Origin of the sequence: Vibrio neptunius (assembly GCA_019339365.1) — a bacterium.
Lineage (GTDB): Bacteria > Pseudomonadota > Gammaproteobacteria > Enterobacterales > Vibrionaceae > Vibrio > Vibrio neptunius.
Window position 1 is genome coordinate 2,395,549 of sequence record CP079859.1, and the last position, 15,297, is coordinate 2,410,845.

A 15,297-nucleotide genomic window follows, 5' to 3' on the forward strand; every position below is an offset into this window, starting at 1 on the left:
CTGGATGGACCATTCAACATAATTCGTCATATATAATCCCCCTCTGTTTTGGCTATTTACCGTAAATTATGTTTTTGAAACCATATTTTTCTAACAACGACAAGCAGTTCCAGTTCACTCGTCAACAAGCAAGCCATTTTGCAAAAATGGTCGCTGGCGACTTCAACCCAATTCACGATGAAGACAATAAGCGCTTCTGTGTTCCAGGTGACCTGCTTTTCGCTGTTTTACTGCAAAAAGAAGGCGTCAGCCAGAAAATGCGTTTTGATTTCTCTGGCATGGTCAGCGAAGGCGTAGCACTTCACATCGAAAACAAGTGTGAGAAACAAGCCGCGGTTGTCGATGAAAACGGTAAAGAGTACCTGCACATGACGCGTGAAGGTGAAGTGAATCGTGACGCTGCGTTCATTGAGCATGTAGTCACCAATTATGTCCAATTCTCGGGCATGAACTTTCCACACATCATGGTTCCACTGATGGACGAGCAGCAGATGATGATCAACTGCCAACGTCCTCTGGTGATTTATGAGAGCATGGAAGTGGAATTCACTCGCTTAAACCTCTCACACCCAGAAGTCGAATTCGCAGGTGCCACGTTTGATGTTGAAGGCAAACGTGGCGTCGTGACATTAAACTTTGATTTCAAAGAAGGCGAAGAGACGGTCGGTAAAGGCGTTAAACGCATGGTTGCGAGTGGTTTAAAACCTTACAATCAAGAAGATATCGACGGTCTAGTCACACGCTTCAATGAGCGCAAAGAAGCCTTTCTAGCACAATTCACCAAAGCAGCATAACGCAACCAAGATTTTTGAACCTAACCCCGCTCCAATGAGCGGGGTTATTTTATATCCAACGTCGGACTCGCTGTTTGTAGTCCAAATAAGCCGCGCCAAAAAGTTCTTCCAGCGCGCGCTCTTCCGGACGAATCTGAAAACGATTCATGTAAAAGACAAACCCAAAAGCAAGCGCGACGCACAACACGTTTTGCAGCCAATAAGCAAGCCCGAACAACAGTAAGAACAACCCTAGGTACATGGGGTTTCTTGAGTAAGCAAACACGCCCGTGTCCACCACTTGAGCCGCATCCTTTACCCTGAGCGGGTTCACTGTCGTGTTCGCTTTGCGAAATTCGTAAACCCCACCCAAACCAACAACAACGGCAATCATAAAACAGGCGAATAAAACAAACCAAGGTGCCGGTAAGCCTAGCGAGAAAGTACGGAACTCATGGCCAACATGGTTCATCACTACACCAAGAAGGATAAATAGAGCAACAGGGGGATTTTTCTTTCTAGTTTTTCCACAGTCTTCAATAGTCTTACTGACGTTTCTAAAAAAGTAGCCCAGCTTTCAAAGCTGGGCTAGGTTTATTTATACCATTTGCAGTAGCGCTTGTAAGGGGTGCTTCACTTTGACATCCTCAAAACGCTTAACCTGACTGCGACAGGAGTACCCTGTCATTAAGCATCGTTCTTTCGGCAACTGATCTAGTTGAGGTTTCCAGCTCAGCCCGTAAATGTCTCTCGACATCTGCAACTTATCGACCTCGTGGCCGAACGTTCCTGCCATACCACAACAGCCCACAGGAACCGTATTCAGGCGAGAGCCAAAGTGCGAAAATATTGCTCCCCACTCTTTTTCTGCGTTGGGCATTTTGGTTTTCTCTGTACAGTGAGCAAGAAGATACCAAGGTTCTTCTGCACTAGTACCAGAGGCCTCGAACTCACCCAACCTAGGTTGTAGCCATTCATGGACTGTTAGCACTTCAAAATCACCACGTTTATCGCCAAGTACTTCGTTGTATTCATCGCGATAACACAAGACTAACGCAGGATCGACACCCACCATAGCAATATCCAAATCGGCCACTTGTTGTAAGAACATCGCCGTGCTTTGGGCGCTTTTGGCAAACCGCTGTAAGAAGCCTTTAACGTGTTGGGCCTTGCCGTTAGGTTTAAAAGGCAACACAACCGGTATTTTACCAAGCTTAGTCAGTAGCTTGGCAAAGTCTTCCACCACTTCAGCGTCATAGTAGCTGGTAAATGGGTCCTGTACGATCACTACATGGTTGGCTTTATCTTCATTTGACAACGCCGCCAGATATTGAAGATCAAAAGGTCGGTGGTGCTGCAATCGTGACTTTAACGTTGGCACGGACATAAGGGGTGCATCAGTGTAACCTACTGCGGAAGCGGTGAGACTTTGCACCCACTTCTGACTCAGAACGCCATTGACTAACTTGGGCACCTTCGCCATCACAGGTAGGACAGATTCTATATTCGCGACTAAATAATCTTTAGCAGGACGCTGATAGCGAGAATAGTAAATATTGAGGAACCTGGAACGGAAGCTCGGTACATCGACCTTAATCGGGCATTGACTAGCGCAAGCTTTACAGGCTAGGCAGCCACTCATTGCTTCGTAGACCTCATGGGAGAAGTCATACTCATGGCGTTTATTTAAAGAATTACGCACTCTGTCCAGCATCGACTTGATCGATGATGTTTCTTCTAATGCCTGCTTCTCTAAATCGAGGATATCAACCCCCTGCTCCGTCAGTTGGCGAAGCCACTCACGAACCAAGCCAGCACGACCTTTAGGTGAGTGGCGACGATCGGCGGTCACTTTCATCGAAGGGCACATTGGAGACGACGTATCGTAGTTAAAGCAAAGGCCGTTACCGTTGCATTCCATTGCCTGCTTAAAGCTGTCCCGTACCTGAACGTCTATCTGACGGTCAAAGTAACCTCGTTTCGTGTCCGTGACCTTAACCAATTGCGCGTCGCTGTCTAGCGGCGTGCAAATTTTCCCCGGGTTCATCTTGTTGTTCGGATCAAATGCTGCTTTGACTCGTCTCAACTCGGTAAAAAGCTCTTCACCAAAGAATTCTGGACCATATTCAGAGCGATAACCTTTGCCGTGTTCGCCCCACATCAATCCACCGTACTTGGCAACAAGCTTAACCACTTCGTCAGACACTTCATGCATCAAGGCTTCTTGCTTAGGATCGCACAAATCTAACGCTGGTCGCACATGAAGAACGCCAGCGTCAACGTGGCCAAACATACCGTAACTGAGAGACTTGGAATCCAGTAGTTCTCGGAACTCAACAATAAAGTCAGCAAGGTTTTCAGGCGGTACACAAGTGTCTTCTGCGAATGCGACAGGCTTAGCTCGCCCTTTCGCTGCGCCAAGCAAACCAACTGCTTTTTTGCGCATGTTGTAGATACGACCAATACTGGCTACATCACTGCACACCTGATAACCGATAATGCCCGCTTGCTCGGCTTCCATCATTTGATCCAAACGTTTGGTCAGCGCATCGACCTGCTGCTCCACTTCCTCAACATCTTGGCCTGCATACTCCACCATGTTGATGCCTTGCATATCTTTGCCTGGAACATCGGTCAGCAAATCACTGACGGTATGCCAGACAATGTCTTGTTTGGCGAGGTTAAGCACTTTTGAGTCAATGGTCTCCACAGAGAGCGCATTGGCTTCAACCATAAATGGCGCATTGCGCAGCGCTGAATCAAAACTGTTGTATTTCACGTTAACAAGCGTGCGAGCTTTCGGAATTGGCGTAAGGCCAAGCTTAGCTTCTGTAATAAACGCCAACGAGCCCTCTGCGCCGCATAAGACTCTGGTTAAATCAAAGTTCTGCGTCTCTTCATCGATAGCATTCTTCAAATCATAACCGGTCAAGAAACGGTTGAGTGGCGGAAACTTATTGTTAATTTTCTCACGTTTATCGCGGCACACCTGCTCTGTCACCTGCAAAGCTCGGAAAGCGTATTCTCCCTCCTCAGGGTGGCCTTGAGACATGTCTGATTCAAGCACTGAACCATCGGCAAAAACCGCCTGCAAAGACAACACATGATCAGACGTTTTACCGTACTTCAAAGAGCCTTGTCCGGAAGCATCGGTGTTGATCATCCCCCCAGAGTCGCACGGTTACTGGTCGAAAGATCAGGCGAGAAAAAATAGCCGTAAGGTCTGATGACATCGTTAAGCTGGTCTTTCACCACCCCAGTCTGCACTCTTACCCAGCCTTCCTTTTCATTAATCTCCAGTACCTTATTCATGTGACGAGACAAATCAACCACGATACCCTTAGTCAACGATTGGCCATTCGTACCCGTACCCCCACCGCGTGGAGAGAAGGTAATACGCTCATATTGAGATTGTGTACTAAGCTTACCGATCAGAGCGACGTCTTGAGTAGACTTAGGGTGGACAACCGACTGAGGGAGCTGTTGATAAACACTGTTATCAGTCGCGACAGCCAGACGGCTGGAATATTGGCTTTCAATATCTCCGGTAAACCCCGATTGACGGAGCGCTTCCAGAAAAGTCAGTACGACGGGGTCCACATCAGATTGAGAGTGTAATCTTGGTAACATTTGCTTCCTGCCCCTACTGCGCTGATCCTATCAGCATTGGGTTCAATATAATGAGTAGTATTTTTTTGATTTTGGTCACTTTACAACATTTGAAAGAGTGAATAAAACAGAAATGCAGTGTCAGAATGGCACAAATTGCAATTCTTACCCACACTTAGTAATTAGTAGCGACATTAGTAAGTGCCTTTTTATGAGCGAATCATCAATGAAAAAAAATAAAATTATCACCACAGAAGACATTCTATTAAAACTCTGTCAATCCGTATCTAACGTACTGACCGCCGCAACAAGCTCAGATATCCACTATTCCGCCATGGTGCAAAAAATCACTAAAACTGGCCTGAAACCTGACTTCGGTTGCTTTGTATTGTTTGATGGTGGTTTTTCAGGACTGGTTGTTATCAACTTCACATCAAAAGCCGCTTTAGAGGTTTATACGAACTATATGCGGAACATGGGCATGCCAGAAGAAGAATTAGCGGTCCTACATACTTCAGACGAAGTGGCTGACGTCCTAGGCGAACTGATGAACCAATTGGTCGGTGACTTTACTAACCAAGTGAGAAAAGATCTTCAGACGCATATCACCCAAAACCAGCCTAAAATGCTCACCCTGAACAAACAGGTTATCTTGTCAGTCGATACCAACTTAGACCGTCCGCAAGCGCGACGAGTCACTTTCTCGACAGAGAAAGGCAATATTTTCTACCTTGAACTCGCGATGGACAAAACAGAGTTTATTCAGCTCGAGGAATTCGAAACGCAAGAAGATGAAAGCCCTGATTCGATCCTGGAGCAAGCTCAGAAAAAACTCACATCGAAAAAAGAATCGCCTCAAGAAGAAGCGGATCCAAACGGCAGTGATTTATTAGACGAGCTTGGTATCTAATACTGTGGGCATGTAAACTGGCGAAGCCGCTATACTTAAGCGGCTTTTCCCCAATGGCTTTCTCATTGTTCAAAACAAACCTAGCTATCAGGTCAGCTAGGAGTTTCGTTTTAGTGTCAGAAACGTTAAAATGGTCGACTTCATTTAAGTCAGTGAGATTTTCTGTTGTCGATGGATAAACAAAAAGCCCTCAAAAAAATAGCTAAGTGTCTTGAACTTGGTAACTCAGCCAACGTTAATGAAGCGGCGAATGCGATCAAAATGGCGCATCGTCTTATGCTCAAATACGGCTTAGATAAAGATGATATTGAGTTCATCAAGATGGGCAAAACTAAATCGACGCACCTTCTGCCATCCAACGTCAGCTCTACGCTGCTGCGTATTATTCGTGGTATTAACACAAGGTTTGGCGTTGAAGCCGTGCTGACAAACCACAAAGGGTTAAAACGCGCCGAGTTTATAGGTGAAGCCGATCGCGCCATTTTCGCCGCCTTCGCATTCGACATCATTTATCGTGAACTCAATGAGCAAACAGGAAAATTCCGTAACAGCTTTGCGGGTACAGGCACCGCAACAAATGAAGTTTCTCGACGCGTCAACTCGTTTGTTTCTGGCTGGGTCGAAGGGGCATTAGAAAAGCTGCCTATCATTAGCCCAGATGACGATTCAAACAAGAAAATCGACGACTACATAGACAAAGAGTTTAAGAATATTGATCGTGAGACGTTCAAGAAACAGCTCCAAGAGGCGATGAAAAACCTGACGGAAGACTATGAAGTGGGTCTGAAAAAGGGTCGTTCAGTCTCCGTGAGTCGCCCGATTGATGGTGCACAGGCACCTAAAATGCTTCGCTAATCCTGCCCTTCTAGCACTTAATCTGGCTGAATAACCACCATTAAGGTTCAGCCAGCGTTAATATTCAGTCAAAAAATACCTCCCAAATTGACATAAATAACATTAAAGAGTTATTTCTACTTCCGCTCACTCCCCGAGTCAATTTTGTCCTCGGCGGAAAATGAAAATAATGGATACATGGAGATGTTTTCGTGAAAAAAATGACTTTGGCGCTAGCGGTGGCAATTGCGTTAACTGGCTGTCAAGCAACACAGCGAGAGAATGCAACTACAGGTGAATCAGAAACTAACTCAGCGACCAAAGGCGCTCTGCTAGGTGCTTTAGCTGGAGCTGCCGTTGGATTGGCAACAGGCGACAACGCCACTGAACGTCGTCAACACGCCTTAATTGGTGCCGCTGGCGGAGCCGCTGTTGGGGGCGGTGTGGGTTATTACTTTGATCAGCAAGAAGCAGCACTAAGAAAAGAATTACTCAACTCAGGCGTTCAGGTAGAACGAGTCGGTGACAACCAGCTACTGCTGCGTATGGAAAATGGCATCGGATTCCAAACAAGCTCGCACCGTTTAGATCCTAGTATTCACAACACTTTACAAGGTGTCGCTAAGATTCTAGTTGAGTATCCTGATACCAGCTTAGTCATTGAAGGACATACAGACAGTACAGGCAGTGAGACAACGAATCAGTTATTGTCCGAGCGCAGAGCCGAATCCGTTCGTAGCTATCTGTTATCACAAGGCGTAGCAGCAGGACGTGCGATCGCTCGCGGCAACGGCGAACGTTTCCCACTTTGCACCAATAGCACTTCAGAAGGCCGTGCTTGCAACCGAAGAGTAGAGATTAAAATTCTACCGCTCAAATAATCGCCGTAATTTGTCAATAACAATGGCTTCTCAGGAAGCCATTTTTTATTTATTAGATAAATACATTACACTATAAGCTAGATACGTCAGTTTTAGTGGATTGGGAATATCTTGAAATTTATCAGCCTTTTATTGTTACTGCTTTCCCCAATCACGTTGGCAGACTCCGTTGAAGCCTTAACCAGTAAAGCTCAGAGCAATGACATAGAAGCGCAACTCCAACTCGCCAACCAATACCTCAATGGAGAGGGTGTCCAACCCTCACAAGAAGACGCGATCTACTGGCTTGAGCAGGCCGCTAATAATGGCAGTAACCAAGCCATCGCCCGGTTGGCTTCTCTCTATCTTCAACCAGACAACAACAACGCTCACGAAGCAACGTATTGGCTGACACAACTCGCCGTGGCAGGCAACGTAGAGGCTCAGTTAAATCTAGGCAAAGTGTATGAAAGCATGGCCCACTCACCAGACACACTGAGCTTGGCAGAGATCTGGTATCGCACCGCTTCACCACAAAGTGAGGACGCCGAGCAAGCCTACGCCAGAGTGTTAGAAAAAAAATTCAATGCTCGAAGAGCAAAGCTGGTTTCCTCAATTGACCAACTGCAAGTCGCTTTTGATGATTCAAGTATTCAACTCAGCCCAGTCGCCAAGAGCAAATCCAGTGCTAACCAGCGCAGTTATAACATCATCTATTCTTTGCTTGGGCTTTCAGCAGTACTTGTTGTAATAACGATCTCGCTAGGCCGAAAGGTACGCAAACTAAAAGCACACTCAACACTTTCGCACAATGACTTATCCTCCGAAAAACGAAAACTAGAGACGCAAATAAAGGACCAAAACAACCGCTTAAAACAACAGAAGAAACAGTTAGAAACCTTGTACAGGCAGTTTAAAAAACTGCAGTCATCGCAAGGTCATAACACGCCGAAACGACGTTCTGAGCCCCCTGCTGCTGAACAAAAACTCTCACTGGCGTGCGCTTTGTTTGGATTTAAAGTCGAGGCAATTCCAACTGAAAAAGAAATCAAAGTCAGATATAAGCAGTTGTGTAAGATTTATCATCCGGATTTAAAAGGTAGTGACGAGGAAATGAAACGACTTAATAGCGCGTTGAAAATCATTCTTAGCCGTGTTAATAAATAGTTACAAATTTAGGCGCAAGACGTATAAGTCGCTCACAGCTCCCATTTTAGCTCAATTGCGCAATCGATCCCCTCCCAGTTCACGTAACAAATAGTTAACTTGGATTCCGCATATATGTCATAATCTGCGCCGAAAATAACACCTGGTAAAACAAGGTGAGGAGAAATCTATGTTTACTATCGAAGGTACTTGCGACTGGTGCAAAAAACCTAGCCTAGTTACCAAACATGAGTATATTGATGGCCTCTGCCACCACTCTTGCATCGAGTGTAACGACCTAGCCAAGCTGGACGTTCGCCAATTCAATATCGCAGAGAGTCAGCAACGTGAGCGCAACGCTCAACCTTAACCGTCACAATTCGCTTTCTCGATGAGAAGAAACAGCCACCGTTTGACGGTGGCTTTGTTGTTTTAGCAGTCGAGAAAATTAACTTGCTACGGCATCAGGTTGGTTTTCGGGTGCTGCGGCAATGAAAGCGGGATGCTGAATAAGTGACGCCGTCACTTTTTGAATAATGGGGTAACGGTCCAAATCGACACTGAATCGCTCGGCATTGTATACTTGAGGGACCAAACAAACGTCGACCAAACTTATTTCATCTCCCACACAATACGCACCATGTGTCTCAGACAGTTTTTTCTCTAAACTATGAAACCCAACGTCAATCCAATGGCGATACCACTGTGATTTTTCTGCCTCTTCCACCGATAGCTCGTTGGTTAAATATTGCAGTACACGCAAATTGTTGATGGGATGAATATCAACCGCGATATCCTGCGCCAGAGCTTTAACCACATACCGCTTATGTTTATCCAAAGGCGTCAGCAAACAATTTGGGTATTGCTCATCAAGATAATCAATAATGGTAAGTGATTGATTAAGGCGTACGTTTCCATCCACAAGAACGGGAACGAGTTCGCTGGCGTTAAGAGACTGGAATTGGGCGGAGTGTTGCTCTCCGCCATTGTTGACCAGGTGGATAGAGCGTTGCTCATAAGGCAACTGTTTTAAATTGAGCGCAATTCTCACTCTATAGGCGGCAGATGATCGCCAATATCCATACAAGGTCATTTCCGACATCAGTATTTCACCACTTTCTGATTAATCGAGCCAAAAATAGATGCCCCAAACTTGTCCTTCATTTCGATCTTGATGCGGTCACCAAACTTCATAAAGCTAGTTGAAGGCTTACCATCTCGAATCGTTTCAATCATGCGGACTTCGGCAATACACGAGTAACCCACGCCACCTTCGGCAATAGATGTGCCGTATTCCGTGCCTTGCTTGTTTGAGACCGTACCCGAGCCTACGATAGCACCCGCCGACAATGGGCGAGTTTTGGCAGCATGCGCGACCAACTCAGGAAACTCAAACGTCATATCCACACCAGCATTCGGACAACCAAATGCTTGGTCATTATAGAATGACAATAGAGGCAGAGTGACTTTACCGCCATCCCATGCGTCACCTAATTCGTCAGGTGTTACGGCTACTGGAGAAAATACCGAGGAAGGTTTTGACTGGAAGAAGCCGAAGCCTTTTGCCAACTCATTCGGAATCAAACCACGCAGTGAGACATCATTCACCAACATCAATAAGCGAATCGAACTCGCCGCTTCTTCTGAAGTCACGCCCATAGGGACATCGTCGGTAATCACTGCGACTTCCCCTTCAAAATCAATACCCCATTCTTCACTGCCCAAAGGAATATTGTCTTGAGGTCCGATAAACGCATCCGATCCGCCTTGATACATAAGAGGATCGGTCCAAAAACTGGCGGGCATTTCTGCACCACGTGCTTTGCGAACCAGTTCAACGTGATTAACGTAAGCGCTGCCATCAGCCCACTGATAAGCGCGCGGCAGTGGAGATTCACATTGGCTTTGTTCAAAAGGTATTTCGGTCACCAGTTGACCTTCATTCAAGGCTTGATAGACCTCAGCCAGTTGAGGTTCTACTTTAGACCATTGGTCGAGTGCCGACTGCAACGTAGTCGCAATGTCTGGTACCGCTGTGCATTTAGTCAAATCTTTGCTGACCACTACCAATTGGCCGTCTCGCGTATCATTTTTCAGGGTCGCTAACTTCATTATTGTTCCCTTTTATTCTTCTGGATGTGATTTCCAACTGTAAACATATTCTGGATTTTCTACCGCGTGAGCTTCATCGCTAAAGTGTAAAGCGTGCCGGGTATCGATCATCACAGCAACTTCATCGGTAAACTTCTTCTTGTATTGCTGGCCCGCTTTAAAGGCTTTCGGGTGAGGGCCATGAGTAAAACCTGCTGGATGGAAAGTGACCATGCCAGCTTCAATGTTATCCCTGCTGAAAAAATCGCCCGCGTGATAAAAAAGCACTTCATCGTAGTCATCGTTGTTATGATAGAACGGCACCTTAAGCGCACCTGGATCACTTTCAATCGGTCTTGGTACGAAGGTACAAACGACAAAGCCAGCCCCGACGAAAGTGGTATGTGCTGAAGGCGGCAAGTGATAACGATGCGACATCAATGGACGAATATCTCGCCAATTCAGCTTCACAACCGATAAGTCGCCGTGCCATCCGATAGCATCGAGTGGATTAAACGGATAAGTGATCACACTCACTTGCTCGTGCCTTTTTACTTGCACTTGAGTTTGATTTTCCGAGTACTGAGCTTTGAAATGGTCATCAATTGAAGGAATTTCCAACACCGCCGGATCAAACACCGCATGATTGCCAACCATGCCTTTTTCAGGCAATGAATAGGCGGCATCGGTATTTTCGACCATTAGAATGAACATTGGCTCAGAAGGTTCTAGACGCCAATTCGTTGAGCGAGGAATCATGACATAATCCCCTTCGCCAACCTCTAGATGACCATAGTCACAATACAGATCCGCTTTACCCTGATGGATAAACAGCAGTTCATCCCCATCCGCGTTTCGTACAAGAAAATCCATCTTGTCATCCATACGCCAGATACGAATTTTACAGTCATTATTATGCAAGAGATTGGGCACCGCCCATGGTGAGACCTGAGCAGCTTTCTCAACCAGATTAAAGTTAAATGCGCGAGGTCTTAACTCCCCTTCCCATTCCGTCCAACCTGTTGGTGCATGTTGGTGGTGGAAGTGAGCTGCTGGACCGAAGAATCCACTTCGGCCTGCCTCACGCTCATAAATTGCCTCTTCCGGAAAGTCGGCGTGTGCCTGCTTGGAGCACACTCCCTCCCGGTGAGGGAATGTAATCCATTTATGCATCGCTCAATACTCCTCGACGAATCTGATCTTCTTCAATCGATTCAAACAGGGCTTTGAAGTTACCTTCACCAAAGCCTTCATTGCCTTTGCGCTGAATAATCTCAAAGAAAACCGGACCAATGACCGTTTGGGTAAAGATTTGCAGCAAGATGCCATCCTTCATGGGCGCACCATCGATCAAGATCTGCAGATCTTTTAATTTCTCAACATCTTCCGTATGGCCTTCTACTCTCGAATCGATTTTTTCGTAGTAAGTGTCCGGCGTTGGCATAAAGTCCATACCACGGTCACGCAGTGTTTGTACGGTTTGATAGATGTCATCCGTTGTCATCGCAATATGTTGGATACCTTCACCGTTGTATTCACGGATGAACTCTTCAATTTGTGATTTATCGTCTGAAGACTCATTGATTGGGATGCGAATCTTGCCACATGGTGCTGTCATTGCTCGGCTAACCAACCCTGTTAGCTTTCCTTCAATATCAAAGTAGCGGATCTCTCGGAAATTACCGATACGTTCATAGAAACCAGCCCATGTATCCATGTTGCCCTGTTTAACGTTATGCGTCAGATGGTCAATTTCATACATGCCTACGTCCGCTTCTTTCAAACGAGCTTCAGCATCGTGATAAAAATTGAAATCAACATCATAGATGCTCTGTTTTCCATAACGGTCCACGAAATACAATAAACTTTGACCGATGCCGTACACCCCAGGAATACTCAATTCCATTGGTCCGACTTCGGTTTTATACTCTTCTGCCCCGTTTGCAACCGCATGCGCCATTGCAATACCAGCATCTTTAACACGAAATGCCATTCCACAAACCGAAGGTCCGTGAATTTTGGCAAACTCCTCAGCCTGACTATGCGGTTGAGCATTAATGATGAAGCTAATATCTCCCTGGCGGTAGAGCCACGCTTCCTTAGAACGGTGCTTGGCTATCTCCGCAAATCCCAGAGAAACAAACAACGCCTTCAATTGCCCGATCCCTTCATCTGTCGCAGCGGTATACTCGACAAATTCAAATCCATCAGTTCCAAGTGGGTTGTGTGTTTGAGTCATTGTTCTTCCCTCAGTGATTGGTTACGTCCTTTGTTACTAACTTGAACTAACTTGATGACGAAGGGAATAAATACGCGTCAAATCGTTCTAGAGGCCCTTTCAAAACATTTTGTAAACAAAGCGTAACAGATAAAAAACAACCCAATAAACAACTGATTTAAAAAAGATTAAATTGGCCATTAGTAACATTTAATTTACATTCAATCTGTAAACCAACGAATCTGATTACCGATATGCTCCGTTTACATGCACAACGCTCTAGCAACTAGACCAGTGAAACTAAACAGACTGCGTAGTCGTAAATCTCGGATTTATCTGCAAAATGAGTAGATAAACCAAACAAGTATAAAGCGCCCAAATATCACTTTTAGTGTCTGGAAAATTTCGCTTCCTACTCCCTCATTTATTGATGTAACTCAGAGACGAAAATCTACAGGCAAGGATATGGTGAACGCCACAATTTCCGGAAAGGCCAAACAACAATGAGTGATATAAACCGCGAACGTCTGATAGCGCCTTTGTTTTAGTTGAAAGGGATCAGTGCCATTCAAGTCGCCGATGATCACCCGACTATAGTGTCCATCAAACTATCATTCGAAGCCATTGGCGCAATACCTTACGGCCAAGGTACATGGGTGGCAGTCATGCCAATAACTAAAACGCGAAAGGGCTAACAGCAGTTAATATCTCTACTGGTATGGCAAAAGTTCACACCACTGAAGAAGTATTGCTATCAATGGCATGGTAAAAACATCACAATGTGTTAAACATTATCTAACTCATTAACAATAGCTAATTTAGAGCTGGCTTATTCTATTTATTTGTTCAAATAACAATCAAAAAATACTAATTTATATCTAATTGCCAATTTAATTATTATTTCGTTATTTATTTATAGTCAATAATATTGATAGAGCAAATATAGATTGCTAGACTCCTCCCTCTCAATAACAATACACTGCATAATAATGTTTATAAGAACTGCATTACTCACCGTCATTTGTGCTATTTCTCAGTTGTCATTCGCCAATTCCCTTGAAAATGGAGCCACTGAACAAGTATATCGCTCAGGCAGTAACTACTTAGCCGAAAGCTATGATGCATTTTCACCTGATAACAAAACATTTGAGTTGGTTTTAAAAGATCTCGATACAGAAAAATATTTGGTGTTCCAGAAAAGCGAGAAGTCGGATTTAGTCCACGTCTATGCCACTAATCTAAATAAGAGTCACTATGTTACGCGGCCGATATCGGGCAAGATTCAAATTCGCTTCAGCGAAGACCCAATCCTTTATGATCTCTCGACAAATAGACATTACATCAGACCAACGCTTACACGACTGAGCAAAGAAAGAGATGCTGAGTTGTTTGAAAGTTTGAGTGAACAGGAGATTATGTTTGTAAAACTCGATGTATTAGGTAAAGAGCACGTCTTAAAAATCAATATCGAGGATTTAGAAGAACTATTGAAGATGGGGACCTTTATTTAAGCATTCCTATTTTCATCATTTGAGTGAGCTTATATAAAAATAACCTTTAAGATATAAGCTCTTTATATGAATAACGCACCATATTGCAATCGTTCACTTATTAATGCTCCCCCAATTAAAATTGACAGAACTATAAATAAAACTCTCAGTACTGGCAGTATAGACTTACCCTCCCTTCTAAAGCTGGGAGGCCATGGTTTTGATACCAAGGAAAGTAAATAGCCCTCCGGTTACATAATCCATTGCCACTGATATTTTCTGATAGGCGGATTTCGCAGAGCGATGAGAAAAAGCGACTGCTCGCTCTCTACAACTGAATCCAATACCTTGCCAAAAGATTGGGAAACACTTTACCCATAATAATGTGTTCTAATTGACCGCCATTCGCTTCAATCACTTTTCGGGATGGCCAGTTATCATCATCTGCAGTCACAAGTGCTTTGGATATACCCAGTTTACGAGCTTCCACCAATGCTAACTTCAACATCATCTTACCGTTACCTTGGCCTCGGAAATTGGGGGCGATGTCATACCCGATATGGCCAGCTTCTGAAGAAAGAAATTCATTTTCAATATGATGACGAACCCGAATGGCTCCGCGAATACTCTGATTTTCATCAATCAACCAAAAATGGCTACAAGGGACGTAACCCGGTTTTAAATCGATGCCCAAGGATTCATTGGAAAGTCGATTTACATAGCGTTCGATATCACTCTCACCTTCCGCATAGTAATCTGCGTTTTCAGGATCGTTGTGCTTGAAATCTTGGTAGAATCGAGAAAATGCCTCTTTGAACTGCGATGAAGGGGGGACTAATTTCATCCATTCTGTTCCTCACTCTGAGAATTATTTTTTAGACCATATTGATAGAAAACAACTCGTTGTTCATTTATGGACTGTTTTACAAAGCCAAGCTTTTCTAAAAGTTTCAACGATGCAATGTTTGACTCATCAACACCAGCTACGAGCTCTCTCCAACTACTTTTGTTCGCAATAGAGTCAATAAACCCAGCAAGCAGCTCACTAGCCAACCCTTGCCCCCAGTACTCTTCTGCAAGTAAATAGCCGATATGAGCACTCCCATTGTCTTGATAGACAAATACGAAACCTGCTAACGCACCATCGTTAGCTCTCACTACGTAAAGCACGCTTTCATCATTCATTTTGCTTAACCAGCTTTCTGCCGATTCATTCGACCTGACTTGGTGAAAGTACGGGGGTAAATTCTCAACAACCTTTTCTGTCAACGTTGCTTGAATTTCAGATAGAAAATGAGCATTGCAATCACCATCTTTAAACTGCTTTATGGTTAACCTGTGTGTACGATATGCTTCCACCAGAGCC

14 protein-coding genes and 1 pseudogene are annotated in these 15,297 nt (G+C 44.7%); 7 read left to right on the forward strand and 8 right to left on the reverse strand.

The annotated features are described in order from the left end of the window. Nucleotides 1-68 precede the first annotated feature (68 nt). Complete coding sequence (locus tag KW548_11295; GenBank protein QXX05770.1) at nucleotides 69-794, forward strand: DUF3581 domain-containing protein; 726 nt, start codon at nucleotides 69-71, stop codon at nucleotides 792-794. A 49-nt stretch (nucleotides 795-843) separates the two neighbouring features. Here KW548_11295 and KW548_11300 read toward each other — a convergent pair whose 3' ends face one another. Next, nucleotides 844-1,245: an isoprenylcysteine carboxylmethyltransferase family protein gene (locus KW548_11300; GenBank protein QXX05771.1), complete on the reverse strand. Its 402-nt coding sequence runs from the start codon at nucleotides 1,243-1,245 to the stop codon at nucleotides 844-846. Between the two features lie 126 nt (nucleotides 1,246-1,371). Beyond that, nucleotides 1,372-4,403 (reverse strand): annotated as a pseudogene (locus KW548_11305) (FAD-binding oxidoreductase). Between the two features lie 205 nt (nucleotides 4,404-4,608). Here KW548_11305 and KW548_11310 point away from each other — a divergent pair. The 5 genes from KW548_11310 to KW548_11330 all read left to right on the forward strand — a co-directional run bounded on the left by KW548_11310 (nucleotide 4,609) and on the right by KW548_11330 (nucleotide 8,502). Further along, on the forward strand, nucleotides 4,609-5,292 hold the full coding sequence (locus tag KW548_11310; protein ID QXX05772.1) for a DUF3334 family protein: 684 nt from the start codon (nucleotides 4,609-4,611) through the stop codon (nucleotides 5,290-5,292). Nucleotides 5,293-5,463: 171 nt separating this feature from the next. Then, nucleotides 5,464-6,147, forward strand: coding sequence for a DUF2786 domain-containing protein (locus KW548_11315; GenBank protein QXX05773.1), 684 nt, complete (start codon nucleotides 5,464-5,466; stop codon nucleotides 6,145-6,147). A gap of 191 nt (nucleotides 6,148-6,338) precedes the next feature. Next, nucleotides 6,339-7,007 carry an OmpA family protein gene (locus KW548_11320; GenBank protein ID QXX05774.1) on the forward strand — a complete coding sequence of 223 codons (669 nt, stop codon included), beginning with the start codon at nucleotides 6,339-6,341 and terminating at the stop codon, nucleotides 7,005-7,007. 111 nt (nucleotides 7,008-7,118) lie between these two features. Then, on the forward strand, nucleotides 7,119-8,153 hold the full coding sequence (locus KW548_11325) for a J domain-containing protein (GenBank protein ID QXX05775.1): 1,035 nt from the start codon (nucleotides 7,119-7,121) through the stop codon (nucleotides 8,151-8,153). Between the two features lie 169 nt (nucleotides 8,154-8,322). Further along, entirely contained in the window at nucleotides 8,323-8,502 is a 180-nt protein-coding gene (locus tag KW548_11330; protein ID QXX05776.1) for a hypothetical protein, read from the forward strand. A 78-nt stretch (nucleotides 8,503-8,580) separates the two neighbouring features. Here KW548_11330 and maiA read toward each other — a convergent pair whose 3' ends face one another. The 4 genes from maiA to hppD are packed head-to-tail and all read right to left on the reverse strand — an operon-like array spanning nucleotide 8,581 to nucleotide 12,462. Beyond that, nucleotides 8,581-9,234 (reverse strand): maleylacetoacetate isomerase, encoded by a 654-nt coding sequence (maiA, locus tag KW548_11335; GenBank protein QXX05777.1) that lies wholly within the window; start codon nucleotides 9,232-9,234, stop codon nucleotides 8,581-8,583. Continuing rightward, nucleotides 9,234-10,244 carry a fumarylacetoacetate hydrolase family protein gene (locus KW548_11340; protein ID QXX05778.1) on the reverse strand — a complete coding sequence of 337 codons (1,011 nt, stop codon included), beginning with the start codon at nucleotides 10,242-10,244 and terminating at the stop codon, nucleotides 9,234-9,236. Before KW548_11340 ends, maiA begins: the two co-directional genes overlap by 1 nt. A gap of 12 nt (nucleotides 10,245-10,256) precedes the next feature. After that, nucleotides 10,257-11,396: a homogentisate 1,2-dioxygenase gene (locus KW548_11345; protein ID QXX05779.1), complete on the reverse strand. Its 1,140-nt coding sequence runs from the start codon at nucleotides 11,394-11,396 to the stop codon at nucleotides 10,257-10,259. Beyond that, nucleotides 11,389-12,462: a 4-hydroxyphenylpyruvate dioxygenase gene (hppD, locus tag KW548_11350; protein QXX05780.1), complete on the reverse strand. Its 1,074-nt coding sequence runs from the start codon at nucleotides 12,460-12,462 to the stop codon at nucleotides 11,389-11,391. The genes KW548_11345 and hppD overlap by 8 nt, the downstream gene beginning before the upstream one ends. A 968-nt stretch (nucleotides 12,463-13,430) precedes the next feature. Between hppD and KW548_11355 the strand changes: the two genes are divergently transcribed. After that, nucleotides 13,431-13,952 carry a hypothetical protein gene (locus KW548_11355; protein QXX05781.1) on the forward strand — a complete coding sequence of 174 codons (522 nt, stop codon included), beginning with the start codon at nucleotides 13,431-13,433 and terminating at the stop codon, nucleotides 13,950-13,952. 307 nt (nucleotides 13,953-14,259) lie between these two features. Here KW548_11355 and KW548_11360 read toward each other — a convergent pair whose 3' ends face one another. Beyond that, nucleotides 14,260-14,775, reverse strand: coding sequence for a GNAT family N-acetyltransferase (locus tag KW548_11360; protein ID QXX05782.1), 516 nt, complete (start codon nucleotides 14,773-14,775; stop codon nucleotides 14,260-14,262). Next, the gene (locus KW548_11365) at nucleotides 14,772-15,290 is read right to left on the reverse strand and encodes a GNAT family N-acetyltransferase (GenBank protein ID QXX05783.1); all 519 of its coding nucleotides are present in this window, start codon (nucleotides 15,288-15,290) and stop codon (nucleotides 14,772-14,774) included. The genes KW548_11360 and KW548_11365 overlap by 4 nt, the downstream gene beginning before the upstream one ends. Nucleotides 15,291-15,297 lie beyond the last annotated feature (7 nt).